This is a genomic window from Bacillus sp. GW823-FHT06A11 (assembly GCF_058795355.1).
Genome location: NZ_JBXAHS010000003.1, coordinates 758069 through 774319 on the forward strand (window position 1 = coordinate 758069; position 16251 = coordinate 774319).

Consider the following 16251-nt stretch of genomic DNA (forward strand, 5'->3'; position numbering starts at 1 on the left):
ACTCTGTAGAGATTCTACATTTTTAAATAAACTTCCTCCTAATCCCACTCCATAAACTCATCCGATTATGCAATTAAAATGACTCATATTTTTTCATTTTACACGTATACTAGCGACAAAAAAAGAAGAGGCTGTTCCCAAACAGCCTCTTCTATCTATTTAGGAAGCTCCACCCGAACAGTCGTCCCTTCCCCTTTCGTGCTATATACCGAAACGTTTCCGTTATGCAGTTCAACAATCTTCTGCACGATTGATAATCCTAAACCGCTACCTTCTACGTTTCTTGCCCTTGCTGTATCTACTTTGTAAAAACGATCAAAAATACGTTCCATCTCTTCTTTTTCCATTCCGATTCCGTTATCGGATATAGAGATAATGACACTAGACTCTAACTCTTCCACGAAAAACTCAATCGTTCCACCATCGTTTGAAAACTTAATACTATTCGTAAAAATATTACTCCACACTTGATGAAGCAAGTTTTCATCACCTTTAATTGTAATGTCCGGCACATCAAACTCAACAGCGATATTTTTCTCACGCCATTTCCACTCAAGCATAAAAATGACGTCTTTAATTTGCTTCTGCAAATTGAATTCCCTTATTTGTAGAACCTTCTCTTCTTTATCTAAAGAAGCGAGTGTAAGTAACTGTTTACATAAACTAGACATTCGCTTACTTTCGCCTTCAATAATTTGTAAGTAATGATTTCTTTCTTCCTCACTCATCTTTTCTGTTTGCAACGTCTTTGAAAAACCTTGTATGGAAGAAAGCGGCGACTGAAATTCATGTGAAACGTTCGAAACGAATTCTTGTCTCATTTCATCTAGTTCTTTTATACTTTTCGTCATCTTTTGGAAGCTTGTAGATAACGTTCCTATTTCATCTTTTCGTTTTACATCTAATTCAATTTCATATTCCCCACTCGCAATTTTTTGCGTAGCCTTCGTAAATTTACGGATTGGGCGAACGATATAACCTGCTGCAATCGCTATAAAGATAATGCTTAATAGTACGATAAACCCAAGTAATACCGCTAAGAAAATTCGCATTTCGCCAAATTGGTTCTGAATGTCGGGGCGAATAAATAACGCGTACTGTTTATCACCGTGCTTTACCGGTACACCAACACTATTTATTAATTCATTATCGAAAAATCCTGTAATAAAAAGACGCGTTGGATACGTAGAAACACCATTAAACGTTTCTCCTTGCAATACTTTATGAACAGTAGAATCGCTAATAGACGTCTTACGAAACGCATTACCAATACGCTTCCCATTCTTTTGATCATCGACAATATAAATTTCATACCCTAACTTTGCAATAGAATGCAAATACGTCTCTTGATTTTCTTCACTTTGCTTTTCATATAACGATTTAACTTCTTCCGCATACTTTAAAATCTTTTCACTATTATACGGTTTTAACTTCACTTGATAATATACGTTCGTTAATAAAAAGCCGATAATACTACTAAGTAGCATAATGCCGACCGTCATAAATACAAATCTAGAATATAGTGATTTCATCTTATTTCAACTCCAACTTATACCCGAGGCCGCGCACTGTCGTAATTTGAAAATCATCCGTTCGTTTTGAGAAACGATCTCGTAGTCGCTTCACATGAACATCAACTGTTCGTTCATCTCCTTCAAAATCCATTCCCCATACTAATTCAATTAATTCTTCTCTTGAAAATGTTCTTCCAGGATAACTAGCAAGTTGTGATAATAGCTCAAATTCCTTTAAAGGAAGCAAAATTGTTTGACCGTTACACTTTACTTCCACACCTTTTCGATCAATTGTCGTTCCGTGCAACGTAATAATATCTGCACTCAGCATTTGATAACGACGTAATAAAGCTTTCATACGAAAAATCACTTCAGCTGGTTCAAATGGTTTCACAATATAATCGTCTGTACCAGAAATGAAGCCTTTTTCTTTATCCACTAACTGGTCTTTCGCAGTTAATAAAATAACAGGAATATCATGATACTTCCGTATTTCTTCACATAACGTATAGCCATCAACAAATGGCATCATAATGTCTACGATCGCAAGATGAATATTTTCCTTCTCTAATACGTCTTGCGCTACCTTTCCATCTTCCGCCTCAAAAACTTGAAATCCCTCTTTTTGTAAATGATAATGCAACAACTCTCTAATATGTTTATCGTCATCAGCTAATAAAATATGTATCATCTTCATTAAACCCTCTCTCGTTCATCCTTCTACATCACTACATTAAGAAACAATTGAATTTTTTGCAAGAAAAAGAAAAAGAATCTATTTTGAAAAAAGATTATTCAAAATAGATTCTTACGTTTTAGTATTAAGATTATTTTAATGAAAAATAATTTCTATGCTTTAGAAATATCAACGAATCCTTCTCCAAATACGTCACGAACATCGTGTATAGCGATGAACGCAGCCGGATCTGTAGTTTGAACAATCCGTTTTAGCTTCACTACTTCTTGCTTATTAATAACAACATAAAGAATTTCCTTCGGAGTTTTCGTGTAATAGCCATGACCTGAGTACACAGTAACCCCTCTGCCCATTAAGGTAGTTACCTTCCCGGCAATTTCATTCGGATTATCAGAAATAATCGTAATGGCTTTCTTCGGATTTAAACCTTCAATTACAAACTCCATCACTTTCGTTGCTACATATAACATAATAATTGTTATCATCAGTTTTTCTGCACCAATGATGAAATACGATGAAAACGCAACAATTAAATCGAAGAACAGTAGACCGTAGCTAATGCTCCATCCTAAATATTTATGTGTCATCCTTGCTAAGATGGTAGTACCTGCAGTTGTTCCGCCAACACGAATGATTAGACCAATCCCGCATCCAATAAATATTCCTCCGAAAATGGCATTTACGAGCATTTCATCCGAAGCGATCGTCCAACCTTCTGTCAAATGAAGAAATAGTGAGTTTGTAACTACAGCAATGATTGTATAAATTGTTGTAATCTTATTTAAAAATTTATAACCGGCTATTAACAAAATCGCATTTAAAATTAAGTTAACTAAACCCGGTGACCATTCAAATAAATAGTACGTAATAATCGTGATACCTGTTACCCCGCCCTCACCAAACTCATTCGGGATAACAAACAAATTGACACCTAACGCAAAAAGAAATGCACCGATAATAATAAAAATAATGTCTGTCGTTCTTTTTTTCATACAGTACCTCACTTCTTATGTAAATATTTATTCTGTCATAAACTCTCACCATTATATCGTGGAATATTCAAATCGAACAGTGGTTTGTTTTTATTTTAATATAAGATAAAAAATCAACATTATTTATTATGTACTGCAAATAAAGTTTTGATTTCACCCGTAATTTACTCTTAAAAAGAAATGCTGAACATTGACTTGCACAAATTTCAAATAAAAAAGTACCCACCTAATTGTCATACGCAATGATAATTAGATGGGTACTGCATGATACATTTAGTTTTTACATGTATTGTTTGGAGAAAATTGCAAATAACGACTTATACTCGCCTTATTAAGACCAAATCCATACATCATCATTATTTTCAACGTTCGTCTTTGCTTCATGAACTTTTTCAATATGGTCAACTGTGTTCCAGTTAATAGAACTTCCGCCCCACCCTGCATACTTCATATCAATTTTCACTTTCTCACCCACATTAAATACTTGTCCCTTTGTTAAGAAAACATCAATAATATCTTTCTTCCCGTTTAGCGATGGATACTCAACTACAACATATTTAGTAGCACCGTCTCCCTCATCTTCCATCGTTCCTACTTTTGATACTTCTCCAATTACATAATCGGGCGAGCCATCTTCTTTCATGTGCATACCTAACTTGTTTGTTGTATTTTCAACTGCAGTTGCAACCATGTATTCTGTAAAATTACGCATCATAGATCCAGTAGCTTTTACTTCATCTCCTACTTTCACGTTTGAAAGTGAATCAATATACACACTAACAGGTTCCTCATATTGCTTAGATTTTACAACAATCACACCGTTATCTACTTCTACTACTCGTCCTTCTAACGTCGAGAAATTCGATTCAATAGAAGCTGCACTCGCTTTTGTTAGTTCTAATCCTGGTACATTTGTTCCTGATAATGCTGCGATCCCTAAAGCACCTGCTAAAATTATTTTTTTCATACCCATATGTAACATCTCCATTCATGATAATTTTATTTTTTTTGATTGGTATCGACCAACCTGTAATCATTATAGTTACAGGTTGTAAAAATAACAACCGTTTTCCTCATGCAATGATGCATACTGTGATTTTCAAATATAAATTTTAGCAAAAAATATTTGTAAATTATTCCTATATTCAGCACTAATACTAAATTCTCAAATTACAGCAGGTGAACTTATTGAAGGCGGAGAAACTAATGTCATGTACAATGTTCTTCAACTCTACGGTTTGTATAGCCGTAGTTCATTAAATTATATAGGAGCGGGATTCATATGTTAATAAAGCCAAAGAGATTACAGCCAGGAGATATCGTAGCAACAGTAAGTCCTTCATGGGGCGGTGCAGGTGATTCTGAAATAAGATGGCGATATGAACAAGGAGTAAAAAGATTAGAAGAAGTTTTTAGTCTTACGGTTATCCCAATGCCAAATAGCTTAAAAGGTAGCGAATACCTTTATAACAATCCAGAGGATCGTGCGGAAGATATAATGACAGCATTTAAAGATACACGCGTGAAAGCAATTATCGCGAATATTGGCGGTGAAGATAGCATCCGGTTACTTCCCTATATAGATTTTAATGTGATACGCGAAAACCCGAAAATTTTTATGGGGTACTCTGACGTTACTATTTCACATTTATTTTGCCATAAAGCAGGGCTTTCCTCTTTATACGGTCCAGCAATTTTGACCGACTTTGCCGAAAATGTAGAGATGGATCCATATACAATTGAAATGGTAAATCGTACCCTCTTTTCAAATGAAACGATTGGAGAGATTCAACCAGCTTATGAATGGACAAGTGAGCATTTAGAATGGATTGAAATAAATAAGGATACAAGACGTACGATGCAGCAAAACAATGGATATGAGCTACTTCAAGGCTCTACCACTGTACAGGGGCGCTTAATTGGTGGTTGTATTGAAGTATTGGAATTTGCAAAAGGAACGGAACTTTGGCCTGAGAAAAAACATTGGGAGAATAGTATTCTCTTCTTTGAAACTTCTGAAGATCATCCAGAACCAAGTTATATAAAATATTGGTTACGAAATTATGCAGCACAAGGTATTCTGCAAAAAGCAAAAGGAATCATTTTTGGTAAACCGAAAGATGAACAATACTATGAAGAATATAAACAGGAAATATTGCAGGTTATGAAGGAACATAACTTAGAAGATTTGCCGATTCTTTATAATTTAAATTTTGGCCATACTGAACCGAAGTTTATTTTACCTTACGGTGCAATGGCAGAAATTAATTGTGAAAATGAATCTTTCTCTATTTTGGAAAGTGGCGTGGAATGAATAAAAACACTCCTATGAGATATGTCTGTGAATTGGTACTTTTTAAAAGTATATAATTGGAGGGAGATTACGTGTATGGAAGTAACATTTACAGTAAGTAAGTGGGATGAAAAACCAATCGATGATAATAAAAAAGATTTCCCTATTAATATTGCTCATGTCGAATATGATATTGATGGGGAATTAAAAGGAAAGGCTTTTGTTGAATACTTATTATATTATTTAGACTCAAATATAAATGATGGTCACTTAGCTACTGCTAAAATTTCTGGATTTTTACACTTTGAAGGGATTTATAAGGGGCAACAAGGAACATTTACAGCTCTAGAGCAAGGAATATTTGATAAAGGAAATTTAGATTCCCCAGGAACAATTATTAAAGCTACCGGTAACTTAGAAAACCTGAGAGGATCCTATAATTATCAGTTTACAGGTCAAACTAGTAAACTAATTTTAGAGTTTGAATTTCAGCAAAATACCTTATAATTTAGTGGAAAGGACATTTCTTGTAATACTAGGAATGTCCTTTTTGTTGACGAGTTTATTCAAGTTAAAAATGAACAGAGTATATTATCAGTATTCAGCAATGCATAAAATTTTCTTCATGGGGGAATTAAAAATCTACGCCCTAGAGACATCATGCCCCCACCTATTCATTTCTTTTTTTACTAATTAAAGAATAATCCCCGAAAAACTCCCCTTCATAACTTCCTTTTCAAGTTGATTCCTACATATAAACGTCGCAATAATTTTTGTACGATTTTTTCATCAGGCTCAAATTGTTCAATAGTTACGTCACAACGAATCGTATCGCCGCTAAAAACAGGACGTAAAAATTCAAAATCCATTTTGCGAGCTAGTACGTTATAATCACCGCCAATTTTTGTAGGCAATGTTGATGTTAACAGCCCTTGTACAACAAATCTTCCCTGCTCATCTGGTGTAACATGATGAACGCCTTCATCTTTCGATACTTCTGTAAATAACGCAACATCCTCTTTCGTAAAAGTTCGTTCAAAGTTGATTTTTTCGCCTACTTGCAATTTCATTCATACCCCTCCTCAAAAACACTTGTAAAATAAGAAAAACCGAAACTAAAAATCATTTCGGTTTTTCTAACTCAAGAAGTCTATTTATTTTAAAGAATGTACAAACAACCCGCTACGCAGTTTCGGTTCAAACCACGTTGATTTTGGCGGCATGACTTCTCCGGCATCTGCGATTGCTAATAAAGCTTCCATTGATGTCGGATATAGTGAAAACGCCACTTTATATTCACCGCTATTTACAAGACGTTCTAGTTCTTCTAATCCACGGATTCCTCCGACAAAGTCGATGCGTGAATCAGATCGCGGATCATGTATTTCAAGCACTTGGCTTAATAAATGATCTTGCAGGATAGATACATCTAAACCTCTAACAAGATCATTCGCATCAAACGTTTCCTCTTTCACAGTAAGCTTATACCACTTCTCATTTACATACATACCAAATGATTTGGGCTCATTTGGTTTATACGGAGAAACAGTTGCTTCTTCTACATAAAAGTACTGCGTAATTTGATTTAAAAACTGTTCCTCTGATAAGCCATTTAAATCTTTCACAACTCGGTTATAATCCCAAATCGATAATTCATCATGAGGGAATAGAACCGATAAGAAGAAATTAAATTCCTCTTCTCCTGTGTAATTTGGATATTGTTCTCTTCGCATAAGTCCTACTTTTGCAGCTGATGCAGAACGGTGATGCCCGTCTGCAATATAAAGATTAGGAATATCTTCAAATGCGTTTACTAAAGTCGTAATTACATCTTCATCTACAATCTTCCACACAACATGCTTAACACCGTCTTCTGCTGTAAATGTATAAATTGGCGTATGTTCTTCTTTCCAGCTCCTAATTAAATGCTTTACTTCATCTTTTGTACGGTACGTTAAAAAAATCGGACCTGTATTTGCGTCACACACATCTACGTGGCGAATACGATCTAGCTCTTTTTCATGACGTGTTCTTTCATGTTTTTTAATTGTATCATCTTCATACTCATCAATAGATGTACAAACGACAAGGCCTGACTGCGTTCTTCCTTGCATCGTCAGTTCATAAATATATAGCGCTGGCTCTTCATCTTGTATGAACACTTCTTCTCGTATAAATTGCTTTAAATTGTCGCCCGCTTTTTCATACACGCGATCATCATACGGTGACAGTTCAGGATCTAAATCAATTTCTGCTTTATCAACATGCAAGAAAGAATATGGATTCCCTTTTACAACTTCCCTTGCCTCTTCACTATTTAATACGTCATACGGTAAAGCTGCCACTTGTGCCGCTTTTTCCTCTACTGGACGAATGGCCCGAAACGGTCGTATTTTTGCCACATTCCTCTCTCCTTTACACAATCATTCGAACGGCTACAACACCTGTAATTTTGCTTATATTTTCTACAATATTCTCTTTTATTATATCATCAATTCCGTTATCGATATCAATCATTGTGTATGCCCAAGAATGTTTACTACGATTAATCATATCGGCAATATTAATATGATGTTCTGCTAAACATCCTGTAATTTGTCCTACCATGTTTGGAACGTTTTGATGCATAATTGTAATTCGTTTCTTTCCGATATACGGCAATTCTACGTTTGGATAGTTTACTGAATTACGAATATTTCCTGTCTCTAAATATTCACGTAATTGACGTGCTGCCATTACTGCACAATTTTCTTCTGATTCAGACGTAGATGCACCAAGGTGAGGCGTCGCTGTTACATTTTTCATCTTTATTACATTTTCATTTGGGAAGTCCGTTACGTAATGTGTAATAATATCTTCTTCTAATGCTTTTTGAAGAACCTTTTCATCTACAAGTTCTCCTCTAGAGAAATTAAATAGACGCATCCCTCTTTTCATCTTCTCTACAGCGTGTTCCCCAATGATCCCCTTCGTTTGATTCGTAAGAGGAATATGCAGTGTAATATAATCACACGTTGCAAAAATTTCATCAAGGCTAAATGCTCTTTGCACATGTGTAGAAAGACGCCAAGCTGTTTCAACTGAAATATAAGGATCATATCCGATAACATCCATGCCTAACGCTAACGCATCGTTCGCAACTAAAGCACCGATTGCGCCAAGTCCGATAACACCTAGACGTTTCCCTGCAATTTCTGATCCAACAAATTGTTTTTTTCCTGATTCAACAAGCTGTGGTACTTCTTCACCCTCTAAGTTTTTCGTCCAACTTACACCATTAATAATGTTGCGTGAAGACATAATAAGACTGGCAATAATGAGTTCCTTTACTGCATTAGCATTTGCCCCCGGCGTGTTAAATACTACAATTCCTTTTTCTGTACATCGCTCGACAGGAATATTATTTACACCAGCGCCAGCTCTTGCAATCGCCTTTAAGTCTTTTGAAAACTCTTCTTGATGTAAAGAGTAGCTACGAAGCAAAATCCCATCTGGGTGATTGATTTTATCCCCTACTTCATAACGTTCTTCAGTAAAAACTTGTAAACCTTTTTCTGCAATTTGATTTAACGTTTGAACACGAAACATATCCCCATCTCCCTATCTATTCTCAAGCTCAAATTCCTTCATATAATCTACTAATTGTTTTACACCTTCCACTGGCATCGCATTGTAAATACTTGCACGCATACCGCCGACTGAGCGATGTCCTTTTAGCGTAACGAAACCGCGTTCCTTCGCCTTTTGTAAAAACTCATTATTAAGTTCTTCTGACGGTGTTGTAAATGGAATGTTCATAAGTGATCGATACGCAGGGTCAACTGGTGAAGTAAACAATTTAGATTCATCTAAAAAATGATAAATAAGTGAAGATTTCATTTTATTTTGTTCTTCAATCGCAGATACTCCGCCTTGCTCTTTCAACCACTCTAGTACAAGTTTTGTTACGTAAATACTAAAGGATGGCGGTGTATTATATAAGGAGTTATTTTTACTGTAAGTTTCATAATTTAACATTGTCGGACAAGAGCGATCTGCTCCCCCAATTAAATCTCTTTTTATAATAGCAATCGTTAAACCCGCAGGTCCTAAATTCTTTTGCGCCCCCGCATATATAAGACCAAACTTCGAAACATCATATCTCTCTGATAAAATATTTGAGGACATATCCGCAACGAGCGGCACTCTTTCTACATGTGGAATTTCCACATATTTTGTCCCCTCAATTGTATTATTCGTTGTAATATGTACATAATCTAGTTTTTCATCACTTAATAAACCGTCCAGTTTAGGAATCGTAGTAAACTTCTCTTGCTCGGAAGAAGCAATCACTTGTACTTCCCCAACTTTTTCGGCTTCTTGCAATGCCTTTTTAGACCATGAGCCAGTTAGTACGTATCCAGCTTTTTTATACGTATTCATTAAGTTCAACGGTATCATAGAGAATTGTAATGACGCACCGCCTTGTAAAAATAAAATATCATACTCATCAGGGATGCTCATTAATTCACGAAGTAAGTTACTCGCTTCCTCTATAATACTTTGAAAATAAGAAGATCGATGACTCATTTCCATAATAGACATGCCTGTCCCGTTATAATTTAATAGCTCCTTTTGCACTTTCTCTAAAACTGGCAAAGGGAGTATTGATGGTCCTGCTGAAAAATTATAGACTCTCTCCATTACCCTCATAACCTCCCTATTTCTCATCGGATTATTTTTTAAACTTTCTGAATTATAACCCAAAATATAATATGTGGTCAATTTGTTTTCTATTATTACGGCGCAAGACGCGATGGAATCGCTTGCAAGTGCAGACTTTTTTATGAACATATAAAAAAGTGTTAAGTACATAATCGTACTTAACACTCTAATAATGAAAGAATAATAGCTAATCGTTCGTAAAGAACCGATCAAAAATTTGATAAATAGCAGAGAGACCAATGAGCCAATAAATAGTGTCCACAAGCGCCGGCATAGAACCAAACCATTTCTCAACTACATTGTAATCTAACGCTACAAATAACCAATTCAAACCGCCAAGAATCACCAAAATTACTGTAAGGTAAGACAAAAATTTCATTATGATTGCCCCCTAGGTGATAAGATGGTGAAAGGCCTTTCACTAGAAATATATGTAGTAAACTTTAAAACTTACCTATTTTATAAAATTTATTTTCGGTACCACCCGTTAATAACTGCCTCTGCTTCTTTACTATGTATTTGATACGGATGTGTACTATCATTAGAGCCAATAAACCAAATTGAAAAACCTTTAAAATATGGTTTCGGTTCTAATACATCGCGGTAAGCACGCCATCCATTTAATTGTACATCTTTCGAAAACACATTTGAAACATCTGGATTCCATGGATTTTGTAATCCAAGTTCACGTGCTGGAACGTTAAATCCACCGAAGTAAACTGGCTTTCCTGTTGCATTATGTAATTGTTCCAATTGCTGAACAACATTTTGCCCACGATTATATACTGTTGTCGCAAATAAACTTTGTTTCACTTCTTCATATGTTGGATTCCTTTTTCCTGAAACTTCAAACCAACTATCTATGCTAACAATATCCACCTTTTTTAAATACGGGCGATTGATTTTTTCTTTAAACTTCGCTTCATAAGAAGAGTCCCAACTTGCTGTTAACCACCAGTTCATTTGATACAAAACATTTCCTTTATACTGATTACGAACAAAATTAATTGTATCGCTCCAGTATCCTTCTGCATACTCCATATTCACGAAATTAGAAGCAATCTTTAGTCCATACACATTGTATTTACTTGTAATGGAATTAAAAATATCTTGCAGAATAACCGTCTTCCAATTCCAGAAGAAATCATTAATGTTACTTGGGTTCCATTCTGTCTCTCCAACATTCCCCTGCTGAATATACGGGAACGGTTCCACTATAACTTGAATATTACGCTTTAATAATTCTTGAATTAAAATAATAGCTTGTTGCTTTTGCGCTTGATTAATTACCATATTCGTAGAAGTCACATTCGGGATATCCACTTGAATCGGTACATTTACTGTATTTAAATTTAAGCGCTCCACATCCGCTAGTACTTTCGCTACATTTCCAACTTCCCATACTGTTACGTTTCCTGATTTGATTTTTCCAGATTGAACAGTATTTACATCTGCCTGTACATTTCCTTGAAAACAAAAAGAAAACAACATAATAAACACTCCTAAAAAACTTATTAAACTCTTATTTTTCTTCACAACTTTCCCCCTATAATTTTTGGCTTTCTTGATTATTTTATACAACGTTTCATATATATTCCACAAAAAATCCAATAAATTTTTATTGATAAAAATGCTATTCATCCTTTATTCACATCTTACTCATACTAAGCTCCTAAAAATAGTAAGATAAATAAAAAAGGAACGGATTTCCGCTCCTTTTTTATCTTTTTACGATTATCAATCCATTTCCCTTTTAGGCTCTACCAACATGATGTGGGATTCCTTTTCAGTGAAAGGTTTATGCTCAACGCCTCTCGGGACAATAAACATCTCGCCCTTAGAAATTTTCACCTGTCCATCACGGAAATCGATGAACATCTCCCCTTCAAGCACAATAAATAGCTTATCCGTATTAGGATGCTCATGCCATATAAAATCTCCATTAGCTTTAAAAAGCTGAATTTGATCATCATTCATTTCACCAATCACTCGTGGATACCAATAATCGTTAATTTTAGATAACTCGTCATTTAGTTTAATAGGTTGGTAATGGATAATAATCCCTCCTCATTTTTAACTTCCACTATATTACAATAATCTAAGTAAAAAAGTCGTCATTACGCTTAAAAAGAAAATGCTCCGGCCAGAACTTTTCATTCAGATAGTACAAAGGAGTGATTTCAATGAAAGTTCTTTCAATCCAATGTTTCCTTTAACTCTCCATAAGTATAGAACAGTGATTTTCAAATAAGAATGGACCCCTGTTGACATTAGTATGGATTATTGATGAACTTCTCGCGATATTTAGTAGGCGAAATGCCAACTCGCTTCTTGAAAACTCTACTAAAATAAAAAGGGTCTGCGATTCCAACAGCCTGCGCAATTTGTTGTACAGGCACACCACTTGTACATAACATTTTTTGAGCCATCTTTATACGATAGTTCAATACATATTCTGCTGGCCCCATACCTGCATGCTTTCTAAACACGTAAGAAAGACGATTTCGATTAACATTATTTTGTTCTGTAAGCGTATGTATTGTAATATCTTTATAATAGCATTTACGAACGTAACTAGATATTCGTTCGAATAAAGTATGCGACTCATAGTTGTTTTCTCTATTGACAACACTTAATAAAGCTTCATTCAACGCTTCGCGAAACAGCATTTCGGTCTGAAGCATCGAAATGCCTCCACGCTGATTATACACATCCCAAAGACGCATAAGTAATTCGACAAGACGAGGAGATTGTCCTGTTAATAATTCAAAATGCTGATGAGTAAAGCCAGAGTCTTCTCGTTCTGAATTGCTTATCTGATATAAAACAAGAATATATTCCCAGTTTATTTCACCAAGCATTTTATGGGCTAATGTCATTTTTGCACCCCCATGTATAACTTTTCCTGGGGAAAGGATATACGGCGTACCATTAAATTGAAATTGCGTCTTCCCTGTAAGTGGAAATACAAATCCTGGGAAAGAATCTGTAGACTCAGCACAAGGCACACCTGGATTTTTAGCATAACGATATACTCCTTCTACTCGGAAAGGATTATTGGCAAGATACTCTGCTAACTCATTCACGTCCAACTTCACAATGCACGCCTCATTTCAATAATAGTTTTCTTGTAATTCGCGAGATTAATTGGTGTACATTCTGGGCAACGCTAAACTAAAAATAGTACATACGACTTAACAAGATCTGGTTATTAACCTATAAATATATTGTTTTTCATTTATTGACAAAAGTATCCTCCCTATATTATTGATAATGATTTTCATTGTAGTTTGATAAAAAAACATTTGTCAAGTTGGATGGCGTAGAAAAATGACGAAACAAGGGGTACAGAGGGACCGTTCTGTTGCAAATAATACCTGGTCTTTGTTAACTAATTCCCCTCAAAACTGGAATAATCATGTTAATAGTTGTAATGGCTTTATTTGTTACAGCACTTGCAGCATGTGGAAATAATCGTAATCCTGAAGAAGTTGCTACAGCGTATTTCGAAGATGGAAACAGCCTACTATCAAATTAAATGATAGTAGGCTGGCTGTTAAAATTATTTAAGAACTGGGTTATGTTCTAAATGATAAGCTTTCATTATCAAAAAGATTATTACTAGTCCCTCCACAAACAAAAACACCCTATCACTTCGGTTCTAAATTTAGCACCTTCCCCTCTATTCCCTCCGTATTCAATGTAGTCGTATGATACGTTCCACTTACCCAATCATCTATTTGATCATGATACCAATCGCTTCTAAAATGTCCCGATTGTCCTGGCCCTACGATATGATAACCGTTTGACATATCTTTCGTATCAATAACAAATCGCCAAGAAGCCCCGTGATTTACAATGCCGTTATCGCCGTAACTCGCTGCTTGAACGGTAACTTGACTTCCGCCAATTGGAACTGGTTTCTCACGATTAAAAGCGAGTAACGCTAACATACTAGATGATTTCGAAATTGGATGTGTAAAAGCGAGTTGATGATAATCGCCCCACTTCCAGGCCCCAACATCGGGTCCATATTCCTTCTGCAATTTCTTCATTACATTCTCGTACGATGTATGCACAATTTTTGTGAAACCTCCGTACTTAGAAAACCATGCACTATTTTCTCCTGCTACTTGTTTCCGGATTAATTCATCCACAACTTGTGACTTCCCTTTAAATAACTCCATTACATCTTTCGGTATTTCTTTTGAAAATAACGTATTTGAAATCTCTTTCATTAATAAATGGAATATTAATGGTGCCGCTTCATCTTTACTATCGTAAAAATTCCACTTTGTTAATTGGTTTACACCTTCTTTCTCTACCTCATTTAAAGATGCTTTATTTAACTCTTTTAAAAATATAGGAGTAAACTCTTTCCCGTATAAATTCTTTTGATCCATCTGTAACTCTTCTAAATCTTTCACCGTATACTTTTCCTTCTCTTGCAAAAATTCTTGAATACGCATTTGCCTATATGGCTGTGCCCACGTATTGCTAATATGGTACGGATAATCATCATCAACAATTTTATTATTCGCAGTTGAAATAAAACCTTCTTTCGGATTTATAACTTTCGGCAGCTGATCAAATGGAATATATCCTTCCCATTCATATTCATCTGTCCATCCTGGAACAGGCAAGCTACCATCGCCTTTTTTACGCACTGGTATATTTCCATTCGCTTTATAAGCAATCGTGCCATCGTTTGATGCAAACACAAAGTTTTGCGTTGGTGTATGGAAATCTTGAAGAGCGGTTTCAAACTCCGTCCAGTCTTTTGCTTTGTTCATATTTAATACAGCTTTTAACTCAGCTGACGGTTCTAAAGCTGTCCACTTTAAAGAGAATACGGTTTTCGTTTTCTCCTTCCCCTTATTCGCAAACTCTGAAATTACTGGTCCATGCCTCGTAATTGTAACGTTATAAGGAATTGTCTTCCCGCCTTTTACTTTAATAGACTCGTCTACAACGGTAGCTTTCTCCCATTTATCGTTATACAGAAATTCATTTTCATTATTAGGATTTCTCTTCTCAATATATAAATCTTGCACATCAGGCCCTGTATTCGTAACGCCCCACGCTATTTTGTCATTGTGTCCTAATATAACACCTGGTACTCCAGCGAAAATAACGCCACTCACATTTAAACCTTGCATTTCAAGTCTCGTTTGATACCAAATAGAAGGCGTCGCAAGAGATAAATGAGGATCATCTGCTAAAATTGGCTTACCTGATGCACTCTTCTCACCGCTCACAACCCAGTTATTACTACCGTTAAACTCCGGCGGAATTATCGTTTTTGAAAAACTTTGCGCTACGTCCACATTTGTATTTTTCAGTTCAGCTAGCAATCTAGGAGCATCTTTCGGATATTTAGGAAATAGCTCATTTGCTTGCTCTTTCGGAAGGTTTTTCAGCGCCCAATATCGAAACGCCTGTCCATGCCAATGTCCTCCTAAGTCAAACGCCATATACTTCCCGATCGTTAAAGTATCAACAATTGACCACTCAGCAGGTTCATAACCTAATATAGTAAACTCAACTGGTAATTTCTTTTCCTTTTTCGCCTCACGTATAAAAGCGTTCACCCCATCAGCAAATGACTGCAGGGCATATTTTGCTTCTCCATCATATTGACTAACTGAAGCTTCTGCCGCTCGCCGTAAACCGAGTGTTCGAAACAATTTATCTCGGTCAACAGCTGCTTCCCCAACAACTTCACTTAACATACCAGAAGCTTGTCTTCTACTTAAATCCATTTGAAACAACCGATCTTGCGCTTGTACATACCCTTGTGAAAAATATAAATCATGTGCATTTTCCGATTTAATATGCGGGACACCTTTACTATCCCGCTTCACCGTAACAGCGTGTTGTAAATCCTCTAGCTTTATCGTTCCATCTATCTTTGGCATAGATTTCAGCGTATATATATTCAAAAAAATCGCAGCGGAAATAACTAACAAGAGAACGATACTACTAGCCCAAATAAAAATTCTTCTTCCCCTTTTTCGTTTCTTCTTTATAACTACCTCCATATAACCACCC

The 16251-nt window shown here is 35.7% G+C and carries 14 protein-coding genes and 1 pseudogene; 2 read left to right on the forward strand and 13 right to left on the reverse strand.

Features of this window, described 5'->3' with window-relative positions; genetic code table 11:
* Nucleotides 1-155: 155 nt before the first annotated feature.
* The 4 genes from AC1Q8L_RS18040 to AC1Q8L_RS18055 all read right to left on the reverse strand — a co-directional run bounded on the left by AC1Q8L_RS18040 (nt 156) and on the right by AC1Q8L_RS18055 (nt 4176).
* The gene (locus AC1Q8L_RS18040) at nt 156-1532 is read right to left on the reverse strand and encodes a sensor histidine kinase (protein ID WP_025117784.1); all 1377 of its coding nucleotides are present in this window, start codon (nt 1530-1532) and stop codon (nt 156-158) included.
* 1 nt (nt 1533) lies between these two features.
* Nucleotides 1534-2211 carry a response regulator transcription factor gene (locus tag AC1Q8L_RS18045; protein WP_000781973.1) on the reverse strand — a complete coding sequence of 226 codons (678 nt, stop codon included), beginning with the start codon at nt 2209-2211 and terminating at the stop codon, nt 1534-1536.
* Between the two features lie 152 nt (nt 2212-2363).
* Nucleotides 2364-3203: a YitT family protein gene (locus AC1Q8L_RS18050; RefSeq protein ID WP_000747488.1), complete on the reverse strand. Its 840-nt coding sequence runs from the start codon at nt 3201-3203 to the stop codon at nt 2364-2366.
* Between the two features lie 331 nt (nt 3204-3534).
* Entirely contained in the window at nt 3535-4176 is a 642-nt protein-coding gene (locus AC1Q8L_RS18055) for a F0F1 ATP synthase subunit alpha (RefSeq protein WP_000525482.1), read from the reverse strand.
* Between the two features lie 309 nt (nt 4177-4485).
* Here AC1Q8L_RS18055 and AC1Q8L_RS18060 point away from each other — a divergent pair, with 309 nt between their 5' ends.
* Entirely contained in the window at nt 4486-5517 is a 1032-nt protein-coding gene (locus AC1Q8L_RS18060) for a S66 family peptidase (protein WP_000905881.1), read from the forward strand.
* Nucleotides 5518-5592: 75 nt separating this feature from the next.
* Entirely contained in the window at nt 5593-6003 is a 411-nt protein-coding gene (locus AC1Q8L_RS18065) for a DUF3224 domain-containing protein (protein ID WP_000454093.1), read from the forward strand.
* A 186-nt stretch (nt 6004-6189) separates the two neighbouring features.
* Here AC1Q8L_RS18065 and AC1Q8L_RS18070 read toward each other — a convergent pair.
* The 9 genes and pseudogenes from AC1Q8L_RS18070 to AC1Q8L_RS18110 form a co-directional block, all read right to left on the reverse strand.
* Nucleotides 6190-6566, reverse strand: a pseudogene (locus AC1Q8L_RS18070) (MaoC family dehydratase).
* Between the two features lie 84 nt (nt 6567-6650).
* A complete protein-coding gene (locus tag AC1Q8L_RS18075; protein WP_001063081.1) occupies nt 6651-7898 on the reverse strand; it encodes a DUF1015 domain-containing protein in 1248 nt (415 codons plus the stop codon).
* 13 nt (nt 7899-7911) lie between these two features.
* Nucleotides 7912-9084, reverse strand: a complete 1173-nt coding sequence (locus AC1Q8L_RS18080; protein WP_000490222.1) for a 3-phosphoglycerate dehydrogenase family protein — start codon at nt 9082-9084, stop codon at nt 7912-7914.
* Between the two features lie 12 nt (nt 9085-9096).
* Nucleotides 9097-10179, reverse strand: a complete 1083-nt coding sequence (gene serC / locus AC1Q8L_RS18085; RefSeq protein WP_000442914.1) for a 3-phosphoserine/phosphohydroxythreonine transaminase — start codon at nt 10177-10179, stop codon at nt 9097-9099.
* A gap of 208 nt (nt 10180-10387) precedes the next feature.
* A complete protein-coding gene (locus AC1Q8L_RS18090; protein WP_000670804.1) occupies nt 10388-10579 on the reverse strand; it encodes a DUF378 domain-containing protein in 192 nt (63 codons plus the stop codon).
* An 89-nt stretch (nt 10580-10668) separates the two neighbouring features.
* The gene (locus AC1Q8L_RS18095) at nt 10669-11736 is read right to left on the reverse strand and encodes a glycoside hydrolase family 113 (RefSeq protein WP_000739781.1); all 1068 of its coding nucleotides are present in this window, start codon (nt 11734-11736) and stop codon (nt 10669-10671) included.
* Nucleotides 11737-11937: 201 nt separating this feature from the next.
* The gene (locus AC1Q8L_RS18100) at nt 11938-12177 is read right to left on the reverse strand and encodes a cupin domain-containing protein (protein ID WP_000997182.1); all 240 of its coding nucleotides are present in this window, start codon (nt 12175-12177) and stop codon (nt 11938-11940) included.
* Nucleotides 12178-12470: 293 nt separating this feature from the next.
* Nucleotides 12471-13298 carry a helix-turn-helix transcriptional regulator gene (locus AC1Q8L_RS18105; protein WP_000762795.1) on the reverse strand — a complete coding sequence of 276 codons (828 nt, stop codon included), beginning with the start codon at nt 13296-13298 and terminating at the stop codon, nt 12471-12473.
* 552 nt (nt 13299-13850) lie between these two features.
* Nucleotides 13851-16241, reverse strand: a complete 2391-nt coding sequence (locus AC1Q8L_RS18110) for a penicillin acylase family protein (RefSeq protein WP_086387795.1) — start codon at nt 16239-16241, stop codon at nt 13851-13853.
* Between the last annotated feature and the right edge of the window lie 10 nt (nt 16242-16251).